We start from the raw sequence: 22675 nt of genomic DNA on the forward strand, positions 1-22675 counted from the left end.
CATACCGGTTTTTGGCTGGTGTTTTTCGTGAGAGATTAATTTTTGTTGTGCTTTGCGTCCACTATGCAGTGTTTGACACACCACGCCGTGTTTGTGTGGTTGACGGGCACATGGTTTTTTGTGTGTTGTCTGGTTGGTTGTGTCGGTGGTTGATAGCGGCAGGGAAACGCCCGGTCCCATTCCGAACCCGGAAGCTAAGCCTGCGTCGCGCTGATGGTACTGCACTCGGGAGGGTGTGGGAGAGTAGGTTGCTGCCGACACTATATAATTTCATGTTTGGTTGTTTGTTTGGCCCGTGGTTGGGTGCACCCTGGTGGTGCATTCAATCACGGGCCACAAACATATCCACACCCAATTTATGGAGCCAGGTTTTCGTGGCTCAGCATATTACCTTTGAACGCGCTTAAGTGCGCCACAAGAGGCAGAGTCCGGACGACAGTGGATTTTTTTCTTAGTCTAATTTTGGGTCTTATAACCAGCAAACTCACATCCGCTATCAGCTGCAAATACCCCACGTCGACTTTCTTTCGCTTCGGCAGCAGCCCGCTCAATTTCTTCGTAAAATAGTGTGTTTGGTTGCACCAAGATCGGTACTGCTAAACCAGCAGCGGCGACTTCTCGGTTTACAAAGGTTTCTCCGGCATATACTCCTGCTAGCTCTCGCCCATAGTGGTCAGCTTGTTCCTGATCATAAACCAACTGCACTTGCGTACCTTCCGGAATCAGGTCTTCGACAAACTGTTTGGCCTCGTCGGCGTAACATTCTTTATTGAGTTCCGGCGTATCTATATTCAACAGTCGGACCCGCGTCGTTTCCGAAGTTCCAGGCTTCCTTACGCGAATAGTATCGCCATCGACGATGCTAGCGACAACCGCAGTCCTTTCTATGCGCTCTGGCATCTGCCCGTTGTCTATATCGGAACCCAGTAATTGATAGCCCCCGTATAGAAGGGCTGCAATAATTGTAAGTCCGAGCGCAGATTTCGATCTCCTCTGGTCCACCGTTTGCCTCCTGGCTGTTTCAGCGTTCTTCGGTTAATTATTTTTCCCGGTGCAGGTTTAACGTTTCTCGGCTTAGCATAATCCGGAGCTTTTAGTTCTTTAGGGCCAGGTCCGCTCAGCGTAGTCCAACGAGCCTTCGTCGCCTTCGCTGTCCCAACCTCTTCTGTTTTCTTTTCCTACCTTTACACGCTTTGCCATGTCGTCCGCTAACGGTGATTCCGCCTACTGTAGCTATCGCTGCTCTATCCAGTTCGCTAAGCTAGCTGGAAGCTGGCAGATTTTTGGCGCAACGATAATTAGAAAGAGGATCCTGTATGAATAAACCCGCGGGTCGACCACGGCGAACTGGAAACAAAGGCAACAAACGGACCCACAGCCAGAATCGCGGGGGCAGGCAATTCGATTCCCAGCGTTCCGCGAAGGCGAATAAGGGGCCCCAGAAACCTGGTTTCCGGGAAGATCGCTTGAACAAACGCTCAACAGAGCCTGATCTACCAGATGATATTGATCCAACCGTCCTGGATCCAACTGTTCTGCAAGATTTGAAGGTCTTGTCGAAAGATAACGCGGATTCTGTAGCTAAACACATGATTATGTCGGCTACGCTGATGGAAGAAGATCCACAGCTAGCATTGCGTCATGCCCGCGCAGCTAAGGACCGTGCCGGCCGAGTTTCGGTCGCTCGGGAGGTAAACGGCATCGCGGCCTATCATGCTGGTGAGTGGAAAGAGGCTCTAGCAGAGCTCCGCGCTTCGCGACGTATGCACGGTGGTCCCGGTCTTTTGGCCGTAATGGCTGACTGCGAACGCGGCCTTGGGCGGCCGGAAAAAGCTATCGAATTATCAAAGTCACCAGAAGCCCGCAATTTACCTCTCGACGAGGCCATTGAATTAGCGATTGTCGCCGCGGGTGCTCGCCTAGATCAGCAACAGGCGGACAGCGCCGTGATTACTTTGCAGCGCGCTAATCCAGATAAAGCTGATCGGGGGATGGCAGCTGTGCGCCTGAGCTATGCCTACGCCAACGCACTGTTGGAGGCCGGCCGTCGTGACGAAGCTCTGGATTGGTTCGAGCACGCTGCTGAAATTGATGAAGAAGAGTGGACTGATGCAGAAGTGCGCTTAGAGGAGTTGAAGAAAAGCTCATGAGTCTGTTAACTCAGCATGATGGTCTACTTGTCGACTTGGACGGCACGGTGTGGAATGGTGACACTCCCATTGCATCAGCTATTTCGGCACTGAACGATGTCTCCGTTCCCGTCGCCTTCGTAACTAATAACGCTTCAAAAGCCCATGCTGCCGTCGCTGAAAAACTCCGTGCCTTAGGGATAAACAACGAGAGTCCCACGGTGTTTAATTCGGTCGATGCAGTTGTGCAGCTGCTGCAACAAGAAGCTGAGCCGGGCACTACCGTGCTCGTTGTCGGCACCGCTTGGCTGCAAGAAACCATTGCAGACGCGGGGTACCGTGTAGTGACCTCAGCTGGCGACGACCCCGTCAACGCAGGGATCGCAGCAGTTGTGCAGGGGCATAACCCAGAAAATGGTTGGGCTCAGTTGTCGGAAATTGCATTGGCTGTTCGTGCCGGCGCTCGCTATATTTTGACTAACGCGGACGCTTCACTGCCTACAGAACGTGGGTTTTATTTGGGCAACGGTGCGATGGCCGCTGCAGTTACAGCGTCTACTGGGGTGCTCCCCCGGGCAGCGGGTAAGCCGGAACCGGAGTTATTCCATTTGGCTGCGCAAAAGATCGGGGCAAAGAATCCGTTGTGCATTGGCGATCGCTTAAATACAGATATTGCTGGTGCCAACAACGCTGGTTTCGCTTCCTTACATGTACTTACAGGAGTTTCTGGGGCAATCGAGTTGCTTGAGGCACCACCGGAGCACCGGCCAACTTATATTGGCGTTGATCTTGCTGATGTCCTCCTTCCCGCTGAACAACTACGACCCGGGGCGCAAAATGGTTTTACCGCGCGTGGCGATGGGCACGATGTTTTATTGGAACGCGGCTCGATAGAAGGTCACGGTAACAACGGCCAAGGGCAGGCTGCCCATTCGGCTGCTGCGTTGCGCACCGTGCTTGAAGTCGCGTGGGCACTGCCGAAGCCACCCCGGTATATCCATCCACGATCAGAGTTTGCCGAAAAAGCTGTAGACAGCTGGAACTAAGCCATGTCTGTACCAAAACCGCGTGACCCCAACACCCCATCGATTACCCCGGGCGAACTTGCCGACGAACTGGCCCATGTGTTTGCACAACCAGCAACCGATCTAGAAATGGAAGCCGGACAACTCGAACGGGCACATCAGATCTTGCAACGTGGTCTACAAGAAAATTAGCGCGTTGATCGCGGAAGTAGTCATCGCAACACGAAACACCGAGCTCAGGAATGACGAGTAACCCATGCACGACACGCACAAAGAATCGCGCTCACGGCTCGATGCAGCGCTGGTGTACCGCGAGTTGGCCCGGTCACGGGAACATGCGGTCAGATTGATTAAAGATGGCTTGGTTGTTGTCGAGGGGACAGTTATTCGGAAACCCTCTTTCCCAGTGACGCATTCGAACTTGGTGACGGTTAGCGGTGGTGGCGCGCCGGAATGGGCATCGCGGGGCGCTTATAAATTGCTCGGAGCACTCGAGCAATTTGCGCCTGCAGGCCTGGATCTTACGGGCAAAAAGGTTCTTGATGCTGGTGCATCAACCGGAGGTTTTACTGATGTCTGTTTGCACTGTGGAGCCTCTATGGTCGTGGCCGCTGACGTCGGACGTGAGCAATTGATTCCGCGGTTGCGCAGCCACCCGCAGGTGTTGGTGAAAGAACAGCTTAATTTGCGGCACGTCACTGTTGATGACACGGATGGCTACTGCGATGCCATGGTTGGAGACTTATCTTTTATCTCTTGGCGGTTAGTGCTGCCTGCTATTGCTTCGGTGCTTGCCGACGGTGCTGACCTACTTCCTATGGTCAAACCACAGTTTGAAGTCGGTAAGCATCGACTTGGAAATCGCGGAGTAGTGCGCAGCGCACAGCTACGAGAAGAAGTCACCATTGGGGTCGCTGAATTTGCTGCTGAGTTGGGCTTATCGACGCTAGCGGCAGGGGCCTCGCGACTGCCAGGCCCGAGCGGAAACGTAGAATACTTTTTATGGCTGAAAAAAGACGGTGGAGCACGGATGCCGTCTGACTCGGTTTTGCACGAGTTAATTCATAATGCGGTTGAGAAAGGACCACAGTGACGAGGTTGAACATGGCTGCTCAAAGCAACCGGCGCGCTAGTGACCAGCGTGTCGTCTTGTTGGTCCCGCATACTGGCAGCATGGGCAACGTAGCTACTACCGAACGCGTTGTTCGTTTGCTTTCTGCCGCTGGTATTTCTGTGCGCATCGTCGTTGATGATCGAACCACCGGCGTGAGCGAACATCCGTATCTCTCCCAGTATCCGTTGGTTGCTGCAGAACCAGAAGCTGCGCGCGGTTGCGAGCTGGTGCTTGTTCTCGGAGGAGATGGCACTTTTTTGCGTGCTGCAGACTTGGCACATGCAGTTGACGTCCCGGTCCTAGGCGTGAACATGGGCCATGTCGGATTTCTCGCTGAGTGGGAAGAAGAATCACTGGAGACCGCTGTGGAACGTGTGGTGCTACGTGATTATCGCATTGAAGAGCGCATGACCATTGACACGGTCGTAGTCGATGCAGCTGGGGAAGAAGTTGGTCGTTCTTGGGCGCTCAATGAAGTTAGCATGCATAGTCAGAATCGACGTGGAGTGCTTGATGCCATTCTCGAAGTCGACGGCCGGCCGGTGAGTTCATTCGGTTGCGATGGTGTGCTGATCTCGACACCGACGGGGTCTACCGCGTATTCGTTTTCTGCCGGTGGGCCAGTCTTGTGGCCTGAGTTGGATGCGATTTTGGTGGTGCCGAACAATGCGCACGCGCTTTTTGCTAAACCACTTGTAGTTTCACCGGCATCGACGGTGGCGGTAGAGTCCGCTTCGCAAACTGATGAGGCGGTCGTGATTATGGACGGTCATCGGCAAATCACTATGCCTCCGGGATCGCGAGTAGAGGTGGTTCGAGGCGCACATCCGATTCGTTGGGTACGCTTGGATGATAAACCGTTCACCGACCGCCTCGTTAACAAATTTTGGTTGCCGGTGGAGGGGTGGCGTGGTCCACGGGGACTTTGCCGCGGGGCCAACGACACGGACGATGCACGAGGGGGAGGCGAGTAGTCAAGGTTATGCTCGCGGATATCACGATCGAAGATTTAGGCGTGATTCGTCATGCCTCAGCAGAACTGTCTTCCGGGTTAACCGTGCTCACTGGCGAGACCGGTGCCGGCAAAACCATGGTGGTTACCGGGCTTCGGTTGCTCGCAGGTAGCCGTGCCGACGCGTCCCGGGTACGAACGGGAGCTAAAAAAGCCGTCGTTGAAGGTAGCTTTCTCACTGATGAGCTTAGCTCCAGTACGCAACAATCGGTGAAAGAAATCGTTGAATCTGGGGGCGGTTCTGCAGACGAAAATGGCGAATACATCGCTGCCCGCACGGTTAGCGCCCAGGGGAGATCTAAGGCGCACTTAGGAGGACGTTCGGTGCCTGCCGCGAAGCTGGCGGAATTTTCTTCCTATGTCTTGGCCATTCATGGGCAAAATGACCAACTCCGTTTGTTGGCTCCAGAAGAACAGCGTGCTGCGCTTGATCGGTTTGCGCCAAAGAATTCCGCTCTACTTGTGGATTACCAAGTTCATTATCGGGACTGGAAAAGATTGCAGCGAGACTTCAAAATTCGGACAGAGTCTCGTCGCGAGCTGGCTCAAGAAGTTGATCGTTTGCAATTCGCGATTGACGAAATCGACGAGATTTCGCCGGAAGCTGGTGAAGACGAGGAGCTGATTACCCGGATTCGTCGCTTGCAAGACGTCGACTCCCTCCGTGAACAAGCTATGTCAGCACTGACCGCGATCGACGGCGCGGAGGCTGCCGGTGGATCAGACGGGTTTAGCGAAACTGACCCTGCTTCGACTCTCCTGGGGCAGGCGGAATCAGCGGTACGGGGCTCTGAGGACCCACAATTGTCTGCCTTGGCGGACAAACTTGGCGATATCACTACGCAATTAGGGGAAATATCCGCAGAACTTGGCGGCTTTCTTGGGGAGCTACCGGCAGATCCAGATCAGTTAGAATCTGCACTTCAACGCCAGCACGAACTGAAAAACTTGACGCGCAAATATGCCCCGACGATTAGCGAAGTGATTGCGTGGCGCGACGCTGCGGAAAAACGGTTAGCGAGCATCGACACTTCAGCCCATGCACTCGAAGAATTGCAAAAGCGCATGCAAACGGCAGAGAAAAATATGCGTGCGGCTGCGAAAAAACTTTCTGCTGCACGCCTTAGAGCCGCTGGGGAATTAGAAAAGGCGGTAACCGCCGAGATACAGGGCTTGGCAATGCCGAAAGCACGTTTAGAGGTTGCTGTTCGACAAATCCAGCCAGCAGAATCTGGTGCTGATGAGGTTGAACTGCTACTTGCGCCGAATGATGCAGCACGGGCACAACCGCTTTCTACCGCTGCGTCCGGTGGCGAATTATCGCGCGTGATGCTGGCATTGGAAGTCATCATTTCTGCAGAAACTACTGGTGCCACGATGGTTTTTGATGAAGTTGATGCTGGCGTCGGCGGCCGTGCGGCGGTCGAGATAGGCCGGCGTTTGGCCCGCTTGGCGGTGCATAATCAGGTCATCGTCGTCACGCATCTACCACAGGTCGCAGCTTATGCGGATACACATTTGCACGTAGCTAAAGAAGTCACTGATGAGACAGTCACCTCTGGCGTGCTCACGTTGGGTTATGAGCAACGCGTGGAGGAACTTGCCCGCATGTTAGCCGGTTTGGATGACACAGAGACTGGGCGTGCGCATGCAGCAGAATTATTAGATAAGGCAGACCAGGACAAAACTACCCGGTAACAGGCGCGCCTTGGCCACTACCGGGGACAATCCGTGTTAAATATTCCCGCATGGGGTTGTTTAACAAAGATGCCGATCTTCCTGGAGTTCAGGCCACTGTGCGTGATTGCACTCCTGGCGGAAAGGGAATGCGCAAATTCCAACGTGGCGATATCGCAGTGATTAACGCTGCCGATATAACTCGGCGGGAGGCACAAAACCTCGTTGATGCCGGCCCGTCAGTGGTAATTAACGTCGCTCGATTCACCGAAGGCGGCGTGCCAAATTATGGCCCGCACATGTTGCTAGACGAAGATGTTGTGCTGTTGGAAAACGCCGGGGAGGGCTTTGCCTCTGCAATGCGCGAAGGCAAAAAAGCGCGCGTGACCGAAGAAGGTGAAATCTACCTAGGGGATCGTTTCATCGGCAAAGGCGATCCGGTGAATCGTGAATCCGCGGAAAAGGCTTTTGCGGAAGCACAACAATCCCTCATTGATCATATGGAGGCATATTTCGGCAACACAATCCAGTTTATTCATTCGGAAGGGCCGCTGTTGATTGACGGCTTAGGCATTCCTGATGTTCCAACTGGTCTGGCAGGACGCAAAGTCCTCGTGGTTAGTCCTGGTGTGCACCATCGTGCGCAAATCAAGAATTTGCGCAATTTCATTCGCGAATATCAGCCATCGATTATCGGCGTGGAACAAGCCGCTGATACTTTGCTGGAAATGGGGTATACCCCAGATATTATCGTTGGTAACCCCACTGCAATGGAGGCCGATTCACTGCGTTGTGGTGCGCAGGTTGTGTTGCCAGCAGACCCAGATGGGCATGCCCCAGGTCTGGAGCGGATCCAGGATCTCGGCGTTGGAGCCATGACTTTCCCGGCAGCGATTGATAATGCTACTGATCTAGCATTGCTTTTGGCTGATTACCACGGCGCAAGCTTCATTGTGAACGCCGGCAGCACATTGGACTTAGGAGATATCTTCCAACAAGCAGAATATGCCAGCCCCGCGGCGTTGTTGACCAGGACCAAAGTAGGTTCGAAACTCGTAGATGCTAATGCGGTTATTGGCTTGTACCAGACTGGCAGAGGTGTTGCTGCAGGTTGGCTTTGGGCAGCACTTGGGGTCTTGGTGGCGCTAGCTGCGTTAGTGCTGATTGTTGGTATCGCGGGAAGCGGTAATTTCGCTGAGAACATTGCTTCTACGTGGGATAATATTTTCGCGACTGTGCAAGGTTGGTTTAGCTAATGGCTGGTACTCCACGAGCAGGTGTCGGAATCGCTGGTGCCGGAATCGGTCTAGCTCTAGGTGCGGGGCTGGGGGTATTTTTGCTTAGCCCTAATATCCCGGGTGCGATGAATACTGGTGCGTCCAGTGATACTGTGGCGAGTTCTGAATATGAGTCGCTGGAAGCCGAAGGAAAATTCGCGCAGCGCAAAGCCGAAGCCGCTGATGAGGTCGTTGCTGCCGCCGGGCAAGATATCATTAATGGCGTACTCGATGAACAGCCTGTTTTGGTGCTAGCAACAGCCGATGCCAGCGACGAGGATGTAGAAAAACTGCGGGCATCATTGCAACGAGCTGGTGCGATTGATTCGGGGTTAATTAAACTTTCCGAGAAGTTTTTTACTCAAAACGGTGCAGACCAGCTTAAAACGATAGTGGCAAATACCTTGCCTGCGGGTACTGAACTTTCTGCCGATAATCGGGATCCTGGCACCCATGCAGGACAAGCGTTGGGCGCGGCTCTGACCTTTGCCGAAGGCACGGATACACCGAATTCCACCACGGAAGACCGAGGGTTACTGCTGGAAACTTTAGCGGACGCTGAGTATTTAGAGTATGAGTCCGGCACTATCCTTCCCGGGCAGGCTATCGTAATGGTCACCGGATCCGGCTCTACGGCTAGCGGTGCAGATTTTGTGGCAAAAAACCAAGCTGCTTTCGCCGAAGCCCTGGATGAAGCGGGCGGGGCCACTGTAATTGCCGGTCGCGTAGGTCATGACGAGGCGAGCAACGTGATTACTCAATTGCGTGGAAGCGACAGCACCGCCGGAGCTGTAAGCACTGTCGAAGCCGTGGATCAGACATGGGGACGCTTGGCGGCGGTTCTCGCCGTCGCCGAACAACTAGAAGGCGGCAGCGGCGCTTATGGCTTTTCCGAAAACGCCGATGAGGTTTTGCCGGAGCATTAAGCGTGCATAACGAGCAAAACCAGGAGCTACAGCAGCGCGGCGAGCACGTTTTTTCCACGCTGAATTCGGAGCTGCTTGCGCAAGGCCCCATCGTTGGGCTGCGCCGGGATACTGTTTCGATGCCGGGCGGGGGCGAGGCCACGCGGGAAATCCTGGAACACTTCGGTGCTGCGGCGATTGTCGCGGTGGACGAAGACAACCGGATTGCGATGATCCATCAGTATCGCCACGCTTTCGGGCAGCGGTTGTGGGAGATCCCGGCCGGGTTATTAGATCAGGCAGGTGAGACGGCATTCGAATGCGCACAGCGTGAGTTGTTGGAAGAAATTGGGGCGCAGGCAGCACGGTGGGCGGTTCTCGGCGATATTGCTCCTAGCCCGGGGATATCGGATGAAGCCACCCGAATTTTTCTCGCGCAAAATATCAGCACAGTAGCCCGGGATCCAGCTGAGCAGGGTGCATCCGGTCTAGGAGCTCAGATCGGTGATTCTGGAGATGAAGAAGCCGATATGGAATTAGCCTGGATAGCTCTTGACGACGCCGTCGCCAAGGTTTGCGCTGGTGAAATCATGAATGCTTCTGCTGTGGCGGGCATCTTGTTGGCACACCACCATGTGGTAGCAGGCACGCAGCTGCGCAGTGTGGAAGCCCCATTCGCATTGCGCCCGACCGCGTTGGCGCAGCGTCGGCAAGCATCTGGAACGGTGCAACCGGGTGCAGCGTTGACCCAGATAACCGAGACAGACAACCACGAATAATGGCTGCTACAGCGCAAGAGATTGCCGATACGTGGCTGGACCACCTAGCGGTGGAAAAAGGACATTCGGATAACACGCTGCAGAGTTACCGACGCGATATCCGGCGCTACCTCACGTGGTTGGAGCAACTGGGATATACGCACTTAGGCCAGGTAACTGCGGCGGATCTGGAAGGTTATTTGCGTGATCTGCAGACTGGATTTGCAGGGTATAAACCTTTGGTAGTGGCATCGACGAGCCGGGCGTTCATCGTGGTGCGGGGATTGCACAAGTTTGCTTTGAGCGAGGGCGAATTGGCAGAAGATGTGGCCGCGGGGATAGCTCCGCCGAGTGCTGCACAAAATTTGCCGGATGCCTTGTCCATTGCTGACGTTGAACGCTTGTTAGACGCAATCCCGACTGGGCAGGCGGCAACCCCAGTGAATATTCGGGACCGGGCTTTACTGGAATTGCTGTATTCCACAGGCACTCGTATTTCGGAGGCTTTGGATATTACGCTCGATGATTTTCGTCATGCTGCTGATGGGGAACGGATCCTTCGCGTGACCGGTAAAGGCTCGAAACAACGCATCGTTCCCATTGGCCAGACTGCGATCGATGCGTGTAACGAGTACGTGGTGCGGGCCCGGCCGATGCTGGCGAAAGGAACTAGTCACGCTTTGTTTTTGAATACGCGTGGCGCGCAGTTGAAGCGACAGTCCGCGTGGAAGGTGCTACAAGAAGCTGCGCAACAGGCGGGGATTAGCACCAAGATTTCCCCGCACACGCTGCGGCATTCATTCGCCACGCATTTGCTTTCCGGCGGAGCCGATGTGCGCACCGTACAGGAATTATTAGGGCATTCTTCAGTAACTACTACGCAAATTTATACCCACGTGAGTGCCGATGACATGCGGGAAGTCTGGGCTCAGTCACACCCGCGGGCGTAGGGTGTAAGTAAGAGTGGTACCACATGAAAGTCTATTGTTTGTACAACTACGAAAAGGATAATGGCATATGGTTTCTGATGGAGGTATGACCCTGAAAGAAGAGCTAACTCAGACTAGCCCGTTGCAGGAGGCGCTGCAGTATAGCCAGAAAACCATTACCGAACGTGCATTTGCATTGGAAGACAAGTGGAAGCGCACGCCACCTGTGGAGGGCTTTTCCGAAGACAATTTCTATTCGCGGGCAAATCTATTACGCGTGCGCGATGCTGGAATTTCTGAGCATGATCTTTTTCTCTATATCGCGGCGGGTGGTTTCCGCGCGCACAGTGATGCCTTCTGGTATTTCGTGCCTCATTTGGAAAAAGACCATCATGTTGTGGTCGATTCTTTGCTGTGCTCACCGAGCCTAGAATCGATGCTTAATGTCCACGTCGCCGTAAGATACTTGGACAAAGAGTTTATGCTGAATTTCATCGAGGCTATGTGGAACGGCGAACACTTCGGTATGTAGAACTTTGCGCCCACGTCGTAGCCGGGTTGAGTAGTTATTAGTTCAAGGCTTTATCCTTGTCTATTGTGTTCGCTTGTCAAGCAGGTGGACTTTTTTAATAACAGCGTTGTAAGTTTGGTGTATCAACGCGGAGGTATTCTGCTGACCGCCGGAGGTCGGTGTAGACGAGCATCTCTGGATTTAGTCTTGATGCAGGAAGGCGAGGACATGAGTGACGACGGGCTCTTTGAGGCGGAAACAACCGGCCTCACCGGCCGCGCAAAACGTGAATTCTCGCAACCGAAGCCACTAGACAAACACGGCCCGGCCACGATTATCTCCATGTGCAACCAAAAAGGTGGCGTCGGCAAGACCACCACGACCATCAATTTGGGTGCCTGTATCGCAGAGCATGGCCGTAAAGTCCTGTTGGTTGACTTGGACCCGCAGGGTGCATTGTCTGCGGGTTTGGGCATTTCGCATGACCGTTTAGAAGACACCATCTACGACGTCATGTTGGACAACCACACCAGCATCCACTCCGCAATTTTGCATACCGATACCGCAAACCTCGATGTCGTTCCTGCGAATATTGACCTTTCTGCTGCTGAAATCCAGATGGTCAACGAAGTTGGTCGTGAGCACACTCTGGCTCGTGCGCTGCGTCCGGTAATGCGGGATTACGACTTCATCATCATCGACTGCCAGCCGTCCTTGGGCTTGCTGACGGTAAACGCGCTTGCGTGTTCACACGGCGTGATCATTCCGATGGAATGCGAATACTTTTCCTTGCGTGGGCTGGCGCTGTTGACCGACACCGTCGAAAAAGTCTCTGAACGCATCAACTTTGACCTGGAAGTTCTGGGCATTTTGGTCACGATGTTTGACCGACGCACCAAACACGCCAGGGAAGTAATGGATCGCGTCGTTGAGGTTTTTGATGAAAAAGTCTTCGATACCGTGATCACACGCACCGTCCGCTTCCCAGAGACCTCCGTGGCTGGCGAGCCCATCACTAGCTGGGCACCAAGTTCACAGGCCACCCAGCAATATCGAACCTTAGCGCTTGAGGTTATGGAGCGCACTGCTAACGCTCAGGCATGACGCACAGTCGCACTGCGCAGAGTCACACTGCACAGAAAAAGCAGAGAGAGCAGAGCCAGACCGAAACCCCAGAACAACCAGAGATCACTGGTTTTCGCCTGGCCTTGGCGAATTTCGAGGGGCCCTTTGACCTGCTGCTGCAGCTTATCCATTCCAAAAAGATGGATATTACAGACATCGCTCTGCACGAGGTCACCGACGAATTTTTAGCGTATACCCGTTTTCTTGACGCCAGCGCCGGCTTAGACGAACGCACAGAATTCCTTGTTGTTGCAGCAACCTTGCTGGACCTGAAAGCAGCACGTTTGCTTCCGCGTGGAGAAGTCGACGACGAAGAAGACCTCGCATTGCTGGAATCGCGAGACCTCTTGTTCGCCCGGTTGCTGCAATACCGCGCATACAAACAAGTTGCAGAGTTATTTGCAGACTGGCAACGCAACGCACAGCAACGATACCCGCGGGCCGTGGCCATCGAAGAACGCTTTGCTGAATTACTACCTCCGTTGCACTTGGGGCATAGCCCGGAATCGTTCGCAGAATTAGCGGCAGGAGTATTCCGCCCGAAACCTCCCGAGGAAGTCGGCACCGATCACGTACACCGGGTGGCAGTTTCAGTGCCCGAACAAGCAGGTGTGATGCTGAACTCGCTGAAATTGCTCGGACCCAGTGAATGGACGACATTTGCAACCCTGACCCGTGATTGCCCAGATACCATGCATATCGTGGGTCGATTTTTGGCGCTGTTGGAGCTGTACAAGGCGCGTGCGGTGGATACAGAACAACCCGAGGCCTTGGAAAAACTATCTGTCGCATGGACTGGCTTGGACGTGGACCCAGCCGTCGTTGGTGCGGCAAATTGGGAATAAGTCGGGAACAAATACCAGTGGCTGTCAATAAGAGCGGTTGTCAGCGAAAATGGGTGACTGTGAGAATGGCTGCTAGCAAGAATAGGCGTAAAGGAACACGATGAGCATGGACGATAACCCGGCACAATCTACCGATCTGCCACTGATTTCTCAGCTGCGCAGCCAATTAGAGTCCATCTTGCTCGTCATCGATGCACCAGCGAGTGCTGCGCATCTGGCTCGAGCACTCGGCGTCGCTAAGCCCGAGGTCGTTGCACTATTGGAAGAAATTCGCGACGAATTCGACAGTCGTGGTTCAGGCATGCAGTTGCGCGAGAATGCAGAAGGCTGGCGTTTGTATACGCGCACTGCAAACGCCACCCCCGTCGAGGAATTTTTGCTTGATGGAAGCCAGACCAAATTGTCCCGCGCTGCGCTAGAAACCCTGGCTGTCATCGCATACCGACAACCGGTGACTAGGGCTCAGGTCTCGGCAGTCCGTGGGGTCAACGTCGATGGTGTTATGCGCACGCTGGCAATTCGCGGTATGATTCGCGAGGTTGAGGCAAGTCAGCACCCCGATCTCACGGAGGAGACGTCCGGCACAGCCCGATTCTATGTCACCACCGAGCTGTTTTTGGAACAATTGGGTATAGATTCTCTCGCTGCACTGCCTGATCTTGCGCCATTGCTGCCAGAACTCGACAGCATTGACGACGACTTTTAACCCGGCAGACGATAACAGCTTAAAGGACCGTGATCACCGTGACCGAAAACCACAGTAAAGCAACCGCAGAATCCATTGCCCAAGATTTAGGCGCGGATTGGATTTTTGCCGATGAGCCGACCAATGGCCAAGACAATGATGCAGGGCGCGAAGCCGTGCGGCTACAGAAAGTGTTGTCTCAGGCAGGCGTAGCTTCACGCCGACACTCGGAAATCTTGATTCGTGATGGGCGTGTGCAAGTCAATGGCAAGACCATCACGAAACAAGGCGTGAAGGTTGACCCGTCGCAGGATGTCATCCACGTCGACGGTGCTCGAATTAACGTGGACGAGGATAAAGCTTATTACGTGCTGAACAAGCCACGTGGCGTGCAATCCACCATGTCGGACGAGATGGGCCGGCGTTGCGTCGGTGATCTAGTCCTCGGCAAGTTAGATGCTGGCGAAAGGCTGTTCCATGTCGGACGTTTGGACGCCGACACCGAAGGTTTGCTGATCCTGACTAACGACGGCGAGCTTGCGAATCGCCTGATGCACCCGAAATACGAGGTATCCAAGACTTACCTGGCGGAAGTGCTCGGTGAGGCAGGTCCGAAGTTGATTTCTACGCTGCGCGAAGGAGTGGAGCTGGAAGATGGTATGGCGAAAGCGGATTTCATTCGCATCATCGATAAAAACCAAGGATTTTCGTTGGTACAGGTAGAGCTGCATGAAGGTCGCAAGCACATCGTGCGTCGCATGCTGAAAGAAGCCGGCTATCCGGTCCAGCGTCTGGTGCGTACTAAGGTGCACACGGTGCAGCTCGGTGAACAAAAACCCGGTGTCCTGCGGGCGTTGAATTCCTCTGAGCTGACTTCGCTGTATAAAGCAGTGGGCATGTAGAAAACACCAGCAGTTAATACACAGTAATACACACAGACTAGACAGAAACGATAGAAACGAATTTATGATTACAAACATGCCTGACGACGGCCTACTTGTCGCCGTCGACGGACCTTCCGGAACTGGGAAATCCTCCACCTGCCGTGCGCTGGCGAAACAACTGGATGCCAAATATCTCGATACCGGAGCAATGTATCGGGTAGCCACCCTCGCCGTACTTCGTGCCCAGGTGGATCCGCTCGATAGCTATGCGGTTATTGAGGCGACCCGCGATCTGCCGATTGAGATTAGCGATGACCCGGAATCCAGCGCGGTGCTTCTCGACGGTGAGGATGTCTCGGAACCGATCCGAGGGCAAGCCGTGACGACGCATGTCTCGTCTGTCTCGGCCATCCCGGAGGTTCGGGAAAACTTGGTGCAATTGCAGCGTGAGCTCGCTTTTGCCGCCCACCGCGTGATCGTCGAAGGCCGTGATATTGGCACCGTCGTGCTGGGGGATGCGCCGACGAAGATTTTTCTCACTGCTTCTGCGGAAATCCGCGCGCAGCGTCGGCACGACCAGAACCTGGCGGCCGGTCGGGAATCGTCGTTTTCTGCGGTGCTTGCCGACGTCCAACGCCGCGATGCGGCCGATTCCGCGCGTGCTGCCTCGCCGCTGCGCCCAGCTGATGATGCGGTGCTGGTTGATACCTCGGAACTGTCGTTGGAGGAAGTCCAACAACAGATTATTGATATTATCCAGGGTCTAGACTTGACCGATTCTGGTGATCCGGAGGATCCGAATGACTTCGCCACGCAATACCGTGAATACACCGGCGCGGATTTTGACGATGCGGAATTTTCCGAAGCTGTCTCTGCTGCGCAGGAAACCAGCGCTTCGAGCGCTGACGGCGAGCCAGACTGGGACGCTTTGGAAGAAGAATTCCTGTCTGCACTGGGCGGCACCCAAGTAGAAGAAGCCCTGTGCACCGTAGCGATCGTGGGACGGCCCAACGTTGGCAAGTCCTCGCTGACGAACCGCTTTTTGGGTCGTCGTGAAGCAGTCGTCGAAGACGTACCTGGTGTCACCCGCGACCGGAACTCGTACTTAGCCGAATGGGCAAACCAGCGGTTCTGGGTACAAGATACTGGTGGCTGGGATTCCAATGTCAAAGGCCTCAACGCGCATATCGCACGCCAGGCCGAAGTGGCGATGGATACCGCAGATGTCATCATTTTTGTCGTTGATACCCGAGTCGGAGCCACTGAGACTGACATCATGATGGCACGCAAGCTGCAACGCTCGAAAGTACCGGTGCTGCTGGTGGCCAACAAGTTTGATTCACCGCAGCAATATGCTGATCTTTCGCTGTTTTATAGCCTGGGATTGGGCGATCCATGGCCGGTCTCGGCGCTGCACGGTAACGGTTCCGCTGACGTTCTCGATGAGATGTTGCGTTTGTTCCCAGAAAGCCCACGGCAAACCTCGATTACCTCTGGACCGCGCAAAGTGGCTTTGGTGGGCAAGCCGAACGTCGGCAAGTCCTCGCTCCTGAACAAATTCGCCAACGAAGAACGCTCGGTGGTCGATAACATTGCTGGTACCACGGTGGACCCAGTGGACTCCATGGTGCAACTCGATGAGCAGATGTGGCGTTTCATCGACACCGCAGGTCTGCGCAAAAAGGTAAAAAACGCGCAAGGTCATGAATATTATGCGTCTCTGCGTACCCGTGGCGTGATCGATGCTGCAGAAGTCTGCGTGCTGTTGATCGATGCCTCTGAGCCGATCAGTGAACAAGACCAGCGCGTACTCGCCATGATCTTGGAATCTGGGAAATCCCTAGTCCTCGCGCTCAACAAATGGGATCTGATGGAAGAAGAACGCCGCTTCTTGTTGGAACGCGAGCTGGAACAACAGCTTCGGCATATCCCATGGGCGACGCGCGTGAACATTTCGGCTAAAACAGGCCGTGCGCTCAACAAGCTGGAACCAGCGATGATCGCAGCCTTGGAAAGCTGGGACAAGCGTGTGACTACGGGACAGTTGAATAACTGGATCCGCGAGGCTATCGCGGCGAACCCACCGCCTATGAAGAACAATCGTTTGCCTAAGGTACTGTTTGCTACCCAGGCAGGCACGCAGCCGCCGACCATCGTGTTGTTTACGACCGGATTCCTGGATGCCGGGTACCGGCGCTACCTCGAGCGTAAATTCCGAGAGCGCTTTGGTTTTCACGGCACCCCAGTGCGCATTGCTGTCCGGGTGCGTGAGCGCAAAACTAAGCGCAAGTAGTTGAAACTAGCTTTAGCTGGGCATTAGTCAGAAATTAACAGTCAATGCCCGGCGCTAGCCTGGCAGCTCTGGCCTTAGCCCGTGTGCGGGCCTCGTTCATAAACAAAGGCGTCTGTGCGATAGGGCAGCGTTATGGTATCTGTACGTGATTTCTCCCAGAAATCTAACAGGTACCAATTTAAATTCCCGGTCAACCGGTTGCGCATTCGCTGGTTTGCACGCTGCCAATAGCTGCGCGAATGCATCAGTTCATGCACGCCGGCAACGCTGAGTTCTTGCGTCATAGTGGTCCGTAGCGTATCTACCAGCTGCCACGGAGCATGGACGGTTGGGAGGAACCCGGCTGGTTGGATATCCCCAGAATGCATGATCCGTGCCAGCCGGAGTATTTCTGGGCGGGAGACGTCCAAAGTATTCCATACCAATAGCAGCCTGCCGCCCGGCGCGAGCACACGATCAGCTTCCTGGCTTGCAGCTGCGACATCGAACCAATGCCAAGATTGTGCGTAGCTCAGGCAATCTACGGAATCTCGTGCCAGGCCGGTGGCTTCCGCGCTGGCCTGCCACGTCGGCACGCCTAGTTTTCGGTGCAGGAACTGCGCCATGCCTGCTGACGGATCAAAGGCGTAAACTTGGTGGCCGGCAGCATCGAATACGGCGCTGAGCTGACCGGTTCCAGCACCGCCGTCGACGACGCGTGCGTTTGCTTGGTCACGTGTGGCCAAGTGGGCGAGTTCGTTTGGGTATCCGGGCCGGATTGCATCGTAGGCTTCCGCCGAAAATGCCTCGCCCGCTGCACGGCGCAACTCTGCGCTTGCAAAGGTGGGGCTGGTTTTGGCAGATGCCTTGAAAAACACAGGAGAAGTCATCGGTACACAAACTAATACACGAAAAGCTGGCGTGCAGCAGCCAGCACCTTTAATGGTTACCCCGGCCGAGAGATTGCCCGGAAATTCGACCCCTTCGTTGCCGGGTTCAAATGATCGCTTGTGGTTGTTGAAGACGATTTTTCTGCATCCTCGTCTAACAATTCCTGCTGCAGCAATGACGGTAATCATGTTTTTGTGCACCGGTTTGACTCCAGTGATTGTCGGGTACGCGATTGATGATGCCATTGCCGGCGGTGAATTTGCAGAGCTGTTGCGCTGGTTAGCGGTTTTGGTCTTGGTATCTGCGGTGCACGCTACGTGTGGATGGTTTGGGCGCAAGTACCTGGTGCTCGCAATGCTGCGTACTGGGCATTCATTGCGTATGGCGGTGACCGACCGGATCTCTCATCCCCGGGGGCTTGGTGGCCAGCGACGAACAGCAGGCGAGTTGCTGTCTATTGCTTCGAGCGATACCCAGCGGATTGCTGATGCAGTCTTGATGGCGGTGTTTCCGTTTGCGGAATTTGCCTCGATTATTTACGTCGGGGTAATGGTGAGCATGATTAGTGTTCCCCTCGGCATCGCGGTGTTGGTGGGCGGTCCTGTGATGGTGTGGATTTCCCTGTCAGCTTCTGGCCCATTACGCCGACGTTCCGGGAAACGCCAGCACTGGCTGGCTGAGGCCGCAGCCACGGCAACCGATGTGGTGCATGGCCTGCGGATTTTGAAAGGGATTGGCGCAGTAGACACAGTGTATGAGCGTTATCAGCAGGTGTCTGATGATGCGTATTCTGCGACCGTTCGGGCCCACGGTGCACGTTCGGTGCTCGATGCTATTACGGAAACCATCGGGTCGGTTTATATCATCGTCATTGGGATTGCTGCTGGTGGGCTGGCCCTGGGGGAGGTCATCAGCGTGGGAGAGTTAATTACGGTTATCGGTTTGACGCAATTCATCATTACCCCGATGACGATGCTCGGGAAAAATATTTCTTCGAAATGGGCTACCGCGCAAGGGTCAGGCGATCGCATCAGGTCTGTGCTCGCAGCTCCCTATGCGCTAGCGGAGGCACAGGCTGGCGTCAATTGGGAGCTTTTCCCAGAAAACGCGCGTCCGAGACCAGGGGTATTAACAGTTATCGTCGGCACGGTGCCGGCTGGTCTGGAGTTGTTGCCACGCGAACAAGTACTGGTGGCCCCACACGACGGGCAACTATTTAGCGGGACCATCGCTGAAAATATTCTGGATCGTACGGACACCATGAGTACGCAGGAGATTCTTGATCGGGTGGAGCCAGCACTAGTAGCTGCAGCTGCCGATGATATTCCTGGTGGTGCACAACGACGGGTAGGCGAATCGGATGGTGATCTCTCTGGTGGCCAGCGCCAGCGGGTGGCTCTAGCTCGTGCGCTTGCTCGTGACGCGGAGGTACTAGTTTTAGATAATCCTACGACCGCCGTCGACTCTGTCACGGAACACACCATCGCTCAGCGGGTCGCTCAGGCTCGTCGTGGGAAAACCACAGTGGTTTATAGTTCCTCACCTGCTTGGCGCGAGGTAGCAGATGTTGTGCAGGCGGGTGAGTGATCATGTCGAACGCGTCTGGTGTGCCGCAGGGTGCTGCATTTGCCACCGCCTCATTTTCCACAGTTCGCCGTATTGTCGGTACGCAGTTACGCCGGATCCCGCGGGCAGCCAGCCAGTTTTGGTGTGCAATGCTGCTGCTAAGCGCTGGCGCTGTGGCGAATGTTCTAGTGCCCCGGCAACTAGGGAAGATTGTTGATGAGGTTGTGGCTGAAGACGGTAGTATCACCGTAATCGCGGTGTGGCTGGTGGCATTGGCGTTAGCCTCCGCTGTGCTTTCGGCGGGCGGGTTGTACGTTATCGGTGCGTTGATCGAACGGGTGATATCAAATCTTCGAGAAACGATGGTCGGTACCGCATTGCGTCTGCCGGCACATGAGGTGGAAGAAGCCGGTTCGGGGGATTTGGTATCACGCGCGACCGATGATGTTGCAGAACTTTCCGCTGCAGTGAGTGAGACAGTGCCGGTGTTGTCGAAATCCGTGTTCATGGTCGGCGCAACGGCAATTGCGCTGATAGCTATTGACTGGCAGTTCTTCGTCGTTATTGCGGTCGTGGTGCCGATCTATTGGTGTGCTGTGCGGCGTTATCTGCGGGTGGCTCCGCCGCGTTACATCGCGCAACGTGAAGCAATGGCGCAACGTGCCCGGCGCGTATTGGAGTCTATCCACGGTGGGCCCACGGTGCGTGCCTACGGCTGGGAAGATGCCATGCATGCGCGTGTGCAGGAGAGTTCATCGCAGGTCGTGACCTATGGTTTTGCTGCGCGGCGCACGATGATGACCCTTGGTTTGTGGGTTTGGTTGGCCGAGTTTTTGCTTTTGTCGCTGGGGCTATTAGTTGGTTTTTTCGTAGTTGATAACGGATATCTCACTGTTGGAGCCGTGACAGCGGCGATGTTGATGTTGATTCGTCTTCGCGGTCCGATAATGGCTTTGATGCGAGTACTGGATACGCTGCAGGCCGGATATGCTTCGTTGAGTCGGATTGCAGGAGTCATAGCCTGCCCGCCGCAGCCGGTGCCGGATTCGGGAGCTGGCGTACCGCGTGGCGAGCTCGCCATAAAGAATGTTTGTTTTTCTTATTCGGCGGGATCTAATGGTGCTGCAAACCCGGAAAACGTGGACGACTCGAGCGGTTCTACAAACGCCGTCGATGACGTGTCGCTGACGATTCCACCTGGTTCCACGGTTGCTGTCGTGGGAGCATCGGGGGCAGGAAAAACGACCTTAGCGGCGTTAGCTGCCGGGTTACGTGTTCCGGATTCGGGCGAGATTCTTGTCGACGGAACCGAGGTGGCACAGCTTTCTGATCGGGAGCGAGCGGGCCGTTTAGCGATGATTTCGCAGGATGTTTATGTATTTTCTGGCAGTCTGCGCGATGACCTTACCTTGGCGCGTCCCGGTGCTAACGATGAAGAATTGCTTGGAGCCTTGCATAGCGTGCATGCAGATTGGGTGGAATCGCTTGCCGACGGACTGGAGACCGTGGTGGGTGCGCGGGGGCAGCAACTTAACCCGGTGCAAGCCCAGCAGCTTGCGTTGGCTCGTGTGTGGCTAGCGGATCCAGCATTGGTGATCATGGATGAGGCTACTGCAGAAGCTGGTTCGGTTGGGGCCGAGAAGCTGGAAGCTGGTGCAGCTGCGGTTGCCGCTGGTCGCACAGCGGTGATAGTGGCACACCGTTTAGATCAGGCGGCATCTGCGGACCAGGTCGTCGTCATGGACAAGGGTAGAGTGCTTGAGCGGGGAACTCATGCAGATTTGGTTGCTCGAAATGGTCGCTATACTGAGCTGTGGGAGGCCTGGAGTTCGGGTCGCTAAGGCAATATTTGTTTTATGTGGTAAAACTATTTGCGTAACCGATGAATTAGATAGATGCATGTGGTAGCACGCTGCGCACCAGGCTGGGGTAGGTGACATTGGCACGAGCAAGAATGACACTAGCTGGTTTGCTACCAGGCATACTGCAGATGTACTCGAGGCGTAGCGTCCGTACCCAATTAGCTGGGGTTTTCTGCGCTTTTGCCATTGCTGCTGCCGGTTGCAGCAGCAATATGGACGATGGCACGCAATCGGCCCAACATGTCCCTGAATCCGAGCATACGCACGCACTAGACCGGGAGATGCAGGCGTTTCCACACCCCACCGGCGCCCCGGTGGCAGGAGCGTTGCCCGGTGAGACCACTCGAATTAACCTGCCGAGTGGTCGCAGCTATTTGGTGCATCTGCCTGCTGGCTACGATCCGTCGGAGCCGTGGCCATTGATCTTAACTTTCCATGGATGGGGGCAAAACGGCCAGTCCTTGGCGACTGCCACACACTTCGATGCAGCTCGTGCTATTTCCATTTATCCGGATGGGGCCCCAAGCAAAGCTCCTAACCAGAATAAAAAGGCCTGGGCTCCGGCACCTTATGCGAATACCAGCGGGAGCGAAGACCTAGAGTTCGTTGACGAAATTATCAACTCCGCGCGGCGTACCTGGAATATAGACGATAGCCAACTTTTTGCTGTGGGGTTTTCTAATGGCGGAGGTTTTGCACAATATCTTGCGTGTCAACGGCCGGCGCAGTTCCAAGCTATAGCCACGGTGTCGGCTGCTTATTACACTGCGGTCGTAGAAAAATGTGCCCCGGGAGCCGTGGGGCATTTGGATATCCACGGCACTGCAGATCAGATTGTGAGTTATGACGGCGGAACCCGGCACAACACGAAGTTCTTATCGGTGCCCGAAATCATGGGTGTGGCTGCGCGCCGAAACCACTGCGGGCATAGTATTGAACAGCAACGGTTAGTTGGTGGCGCCAAACGAACTAGTTATACGGATTGCGCAGCGCCAGTTGATCACATTCGTATCGAAGGCGGCAAGCATTGGTGGCCGGGCTATAGCGCAAACCGTAATGATGCGATGCCAGAGAATTTCGCTACCGATAAGATCTTGGACTTCTTCCGGATTCCGGGGCGTCCTTGAACCGCGGAAGTTAAGCGCTACCGATGGCATACTAAGCAGTAGACTAAGCGTCTATTATTTCACGACCGGAAGGATATTGAG

21 protein-coding genes and 1 rRNA gene are annotated in these 22675 nt (G+C 54.8%); 20 read left to right on the forward strand and 2 right to left on the reverse strand.

The genetic code is table 11. The features are described from left to right. The first annotated feature begins 141 nt into the window (after positions 1 to 141). Positions 142 to 260 (forward strand): 5S ribosomal RNA (gene rrf, locus O146_RS0100005). Positions 261 to 456: 196 nt separating this feature from the next. On the opposite strand, the gene O146_RS10475 is transcribed toward rrf, so the two are convergent. After that, complete coding sequence (locus tag O146_RS10475) at positions 457 to 900, reverse strand: thermonuclease family protein (protein WP_027017322.1); 444 nt, start codon at positions 898 to 900, stop codon at positions 457 to 459. A 416-nt stretch (positions 901 to 1316) separates the two neighbouring features. On the opposite strand from O146_RS10475, the gene O146_RS0100015 reads away from it, so the two are divergent. The 16 genes from O146_RS0100015 (at position 1317) to der (ending at position 17169) form a co-directional block, all read left to right on the forward strand. Beyond that, entirely contained in the window at positions 1317 to 2150 is an 834-nt protein-coding gene (locus O146_RS0100015) for a tetratricopeptide repeat protein (protein ID WP_021353145.1), read from the forward strand. Further along, complete coding sequence (locus O146_RS0100020) at positions 2147 to 3175, forward strand: HAD-IIA family hydrolase (protein ID WP_027017323.1); 1029 nt, start codon at positions 2147 to 2149, stop codon at positions 3173 to 3175. Before O146_RS0100015 ends, O146_RS0100020 begins: the two co-directional genes overlap by 4 nt. A gap of 3 nt (positions 3176 to 3178) precedes the next feature. Beyond that, a complete protein-coding gene (locus O146_RS12520; protein WP_155896206.1) occupies positions 3179 to 3346 on the forward strand; it encodes a hypothetical protein in 168 nt (55 codons plus the stop codon). 64 nt (positions 3347 to 3410) lie between these two features. Then, positions 3411 to 4247, forward strand: a complete 837-nt coding sequence (locus tag O146_RS0100030) for a TlyA family RNA methyltransferase (protein ID WP_027017324.1) — start codon at positions 3411 to 3413, stop codon at positions 4245 to 4247. Positions 4248 to 4258: 11 nt separating this feature from the next. After that, positions 4259 to 5242, forward strand: coding sequence for an NAD kinase (locus O146_RS0100035; protein ID WP_027017325.1), 984 nt, complete (start codon positions 4259 to 4261; stop codon positions 5240 to 5242). Positions 5243 to 5250: 8 nt separating this feature from the next. Further along, positions 5251 to 6978, forward strand: coding sequence for a DNA repair protein RecN (recN, locus tag O146_RS0100040; RefSeq protein WP_027017326.1), 1728 nt, complete (start codon positions 5251 to 5253; stop codon positions 6976 to 6978). A gap of 50 nt (positions 6979 to 7028) precedes the next feature. After that, complete coding sequence (gene steA / locus O146_RS0100045; RefSeq protein ID WP_027017327.1) at positions 7029 to 8213, forward strand: putative cytokinetic ring protein SteA; 1185 nt, start codon at positions 7029 to 7031, stop codon at positions 8211 to 8213. Further along, the gene (locus O146_RS0100050) at positions 8213 to 9160 is read left to right on the forward strand and encodes a copper transporter (RefSeq protein WP_035000404.1); all 948 of its coding nucleotides are present in this window, start codon (positions 8213 to 8215) and stop codon (positions 9158 to 9160) included. Before steA ends, O146_RS0100050 begins: the two co-directional genes overlap by 1 nt. 2 nt (positions 9161 to 9162) lie before the next feature. After that, a complete protein-coding gene (locus O146_RS10480) occupies positions 9163 to 9918 on the forward strand; it encodes an NUDIX domain-containing protein (protein WP_027017329.1) in 756 nt (251 codons plus the stop codon). Next, positions 9918 to 10847, forward strand: coding sequence for a site-specific tyrosine recombinase XerD (gene xerD / locus O146_RS0100060; RefSeq protein ID WP_027017330.1), 930 nt, complete (start codon positions 9918 to 9920; stop codon positions 10845 to 10847). The genes O146_RS10480 and xerD overlap by 1 nt, the downstream gene beginning before the upstream one ends. A 67-nt stretch (positions 10848 to 10914) precedes the next feature. After that, positions 10915 to 11358 (forward strand): hypothetical protein, encoded by a 444-nt coding sequence (locus O146_RS0100065; RefSeq protein WP_027017331.1) that lies wholly within the window; start codon positions 10915 to 10917, stop codon positions 11356 to 11358. Between the two features lie 207 nt (positions 11359 to 11565). After that, positions 11566 to 12441 carry a ParA family protein gene (locus tag O146_RS0100070; RefSeq protein ID WP_018119497.1) on the forward strand — a complete coding sequence of 292 codons (876 nt, stop codon included), beginning with the start codon at positions 11566 to 11568 and terminating at the stop codon, positions 12439 to 12441. After that, the gene (locus tag O146_RS0100075; RefSeq protein ID WP_244266774.1) at positions 12438 to 13307 is read left to right on the forward strand and encodes a segregation and condensation protein A; all 870 of its coding nucleotides are present in this window, start codon (positions 12438 to 12440) and stop codon (positions 13305 to 13307) included. Before O146_RS0100070 ends, O146_RS0100075 begins: the two co-directional genes overlap by 4 nt. A gap of 106 nt (positions 13308 to 13413) precedes the next feature. Beyond that, positions 13414 to 14013 (forward strand): SMC-Scp complex subunit ScpB, encoded by a 600-nt coding sequence (scpB, locus tag O146_RS0100080; RefSeq protein ID WP_021353132.1) that lies wholly within the window; start codon positions 13414 to 13416, stop codon positions 14011 to 14013. 29 nt (positions 14014 to 14042) lie between these two features. Then, complete coding sequence (locus O146_RS0100085; protein ID WP_027017333.1) at positions 14043 to 14894, forward strand: pseudouridine synthase; 852 nt, start codon at positions 14043 to 14045, stop codon at positions 14892 to 14894. A 64-nt stretch (positions 14895 to 14958) separates the two neighbouring features. Beyond that, a complete protein-coding gene (gene der, locus O146_RS0100090; protein ID WP_027017334.1) occupies positions 14959 to 17169 on the forward strand; it encodes a bifunctional cytidylate kinase/GTPase Der in 2211 nt (736 codons plus the stop codon). Positions 17170 to 17243: 74 nt separating this feature from the next. Here the strand turns inward: der and O146_RS0100095 are convergent, their stop codons facing one another. Beyond that, positions 17244 to 18038, reverse strand: a complete 795-nt coding sequence (locus O146_RS0100095; protein ID WP_027017335.1) for a class I SAM-dependent methyltransferase — start codon at positions 18036 to 18038, stop codon at positions 17244 to 17246. A 175-nt stretch (positions 18039 to 18213) separates the two neighbouring features. Between O146_RS0100095 and O146_RS0100100 the strand changes: the two genes are divergently transcribed. From O146_RS0100100 to O146_RS0100110, 3 genes are all read left to right on the forward strand, one after another. Continuing rightward, entirely contained in the window at positions 18214 to 19626 is a 1413-nt protein-coding gene (locus O146_RS0100100) for an ABC transporter transmembrane domain-containing protein (protein ID WP_244266775.1), read from the forward strand. Positions 19627 to 19628: 2 nt separating this feature from the next. Beyond that, positions 19629 to 21446 (forward strand): ABC transporter ATP-binding protein, encoded by a 1818-nt coding sequence (locus tag O146_RS0100105; protein ID WP_051619150.1) that lies wholly within the window; start codon positions 19629 to 19631, stop codon positions 21444 to 21446. Between the two features lie 149 nt (positions 21447 to 21595). After that, positions 21596 to 22594 (forward strand): CE1 family esterase, encoded by a 999-nt coding sequence (locus O146_RS0100110; RefSeq protein WP_244266776.1) that lies wholly within the window; start codon positions 21596 to 21598, stop codon positions 22592 to 22594. The last annotated feature ends 81 nt before the right edge of the window (positions 22595 to 22675 follow it).

Origin of the sequence: Corynebacterium pseudodiphtheriticum DSM 44287 (assembly GCF_000688415.1) — a bacterium.
GTDB classification, from domain to species: Bacteria; Actinomycetota; Actinomycetes; order Mycobacteriales; family Mycobacteriaceae; genus Corynebacterium; species Corynebacterium pseudodiphtheriticum.